Below are 2,420 nucleotides of genomic sequence, written 5' to 3'. Positions count from 1 at the left end.
CGGCAAGGTAGCTGCCGTCATCGTGTGCCTGTTTTTATTGCTTTTTGTCGTTATTACGGGATTCAATGTCGGCAAATAAGTAACTCTAACCACAGCTTTGCCGAGTATTCTTTGGATAAAGGCAAAAACTGGAAGTCAGTGGATTTGGGCGGGGAGCCTGTGCAGCTAAAAGAAATCGTTCCTGACTTCCAGCTCACCAGAAAGGTCCACGGTTCCGGCACTGAGTTAAAGAAGATTAAGAATCTCCTGAAAAGGGCTGATTCAGCACAATGTGAAGCCCTGGCTGAAGCCCTCGGTATACGGCTTGAGGCACTGAACGAAGCCCTTGAGACAAACAGCGCACTGCCAAAAATAAATCTGGATACTGTCGAACTGGTAAGAAGTCTTTGGGCACGGAGAGATTTAGCCGGTTTTTCCATGGGCGTCTCAATCATCGAGTCGCAAGAGGCAGAAGCATTGAGCCATTACGAGAAGGAATTGTTCGGTGGTATGCCTTACCACGATCTCGGCGGTATGCCTTGCTACAGTCGACAGACCTATAAGCCGATGTCTGATGCAGTCAGAGAAATATTGTATGCAAACGATGAAGATCAGGTCACTGAGCCACTCAGGTTACTCCATTCAAAAATGATTGATAAGGCCGGAGCATGCCGACACCAGTGGTTGAGTTCAATAGTGGATGTTCTGCTGGAAAGCAGTGACTTAACCAAGCCTTCGTTTATTCAATTTGCCCGTGAAGCCCTGGCATTAGGGTGGCTGGATCCACTGCCGATTTATGAAAGTCAAATTGTAAATCACGGTGAACATTATGAGTTATTGTTGCGTCTGGAAGCCATCAATGAACTGAAGGTTAATGCCGTTAATTGCATGAAAAAATGGTACAAGGCGTTGTTGTCCCGGGAAAAAAATAGCCAGGTATGGCAGCACACTTATATAAGCTCCCGAGTGAGAGAAAGTAATGCCTTGTTTGTCACTCATTGTCATGATGGGTTTTCCACAACCCTTGAAAATCTCATTGCCAAACGATCTTTACAAATTGCCTGGACGGACCAACCTGAGGGCGTTCCGAATATAGAACGATTGCTGGTGCGCCATCCTGCGTTCCCACAGTTAAACTCGGGCAAAGCGAACTACCGTCCGGTGATTATCCTGGGGCAACCTCGCTGGTACGACGAAGGGATGAGTGAAAAGACCGAGGCCCTGTTTCGACTAAAAATTGAGAACAACCCGAATTTGAAGCTGATATGGACACAAATGAATGAACGAGCGGAAATAAATCAACAATTCACTAAAGCTATGCAGGCATTGAGTAAAGAATTCAAAGTAGCTCCTGGTGCCCAGCGATCTAAAGATCAGGAAGAAAAATATCAGCAAAAAATGGCTGATATCAATAGCCACTACATGTCCAGGCTAGATTCCCTTCTTGATGTGCCGTTTCAAAAGGAAACGCCTGTGGATCATTTGAAGTACAAATGCATGGAAGCGATTGAGCATGCCTTCATTCATTACCTGTATGAAGTGACACACTCGAAAGGCGCACGCTTAACGTATTGTTGGGCCGGTGCTCGAATCAGGTCTGAGGGTCGCCCGAACCACTTCGGCGCTCATGATCCATCCTCACCTGAAGAGCTGTATGCCATGATGAGTGTTATTCAGAGTTCTTCCCGTCTTCAGGACACTGTAAAGGATGCTTACTTAAGTCAGGCTCATAACGCCAGTAACGCCCTGGTGCTTAAGTCCGATGAGCTGACAAAAATTGCCGAAGAGTTTTTGAGCACCGTGAACTTGAATTCGATGAGTGACGCTCTGGATACATGGTAACCGTATGGTCATGTTGAGTTTTTCGAGATCAATGATTTCCTTCAATGGTTCCGGGCAACTATCCTAATTGAACTTTCATTCCATTTTAATATCCAACTATCAAACAATTTCAATGCAGTCTTTTAAAAGATATTAGAAAGGGTGGTTGGCTATGGATAGTCGGATCGGGGAAATAAACAAATCGGTTCTTGATAGTGACGTTTATGATACTAACGTACCATTAAAAAAACCAAAGCTGGAATTATCGGCAAATGATGTAGCGATCTGCTCTGATGTCATTACCAAACTCAATGTATCGTCACCTCAGATTAAGTCACCTGACCGGGAGAGAACCGTATCCTCAACGGATTCCTCACTCCAAAAGCCTCCTCATGCTTTCGATTTTCGTTTTGTCACCAGTGATGATGAGGTTCGACAGCTTTTAATTGCGCGGACCTGCGATGAACACCGGGATGTCACCCTTATTTCCCATCCCGATGACCTCTCACAGGCTAACCTGGTGAGCCGGTTAAGCATTTCCGGTGATGGTCACCAAGCTCTAAGCCCGGGCAAGCTGTTTGAAGGTTCGCAGCCATTGACTCTGGTGCTGGATATCCGAA

2 protein-coding genes are annotated in these 2,420 nt (G+C 45.8%); both read left to right on the top strand.

Annotation, left to right across the window (positions count from 1 at the left end; genetic code table 11):
* Positions 1–1,821: transglutaminase-like domain-containing protein (locus KDK17_RS07655; RefSeq protein WP_257287763.1), on the top strand; the 1,821-nt coding region annotated here is incomplete at its 5' end.
* Between the two features lie 151 nt (positions 1,822–1,972).
* A partial coding sequence (locus KDK17_RS07650) for a hypothetical protein (RefSeq protein WP_257287762.1) occupies positions 1,973–2,420 on the top strand: 448 nt, incomplete at its 3' end.

It is taken from the genome of Endozoicomonas sp. SESOKO2, assembly GCF_024606245.1.
GTDB lineage: Bacteria > Pseudomonadota > Gammaproteobacteria > Pseudomonadales > Endozoicomonadaceae > Endozoicomonas_A.
Note: the sequence above shows the minus strand (reverse complement) of the source record. Positions and strands in the feature narration are given on the sequence as shown.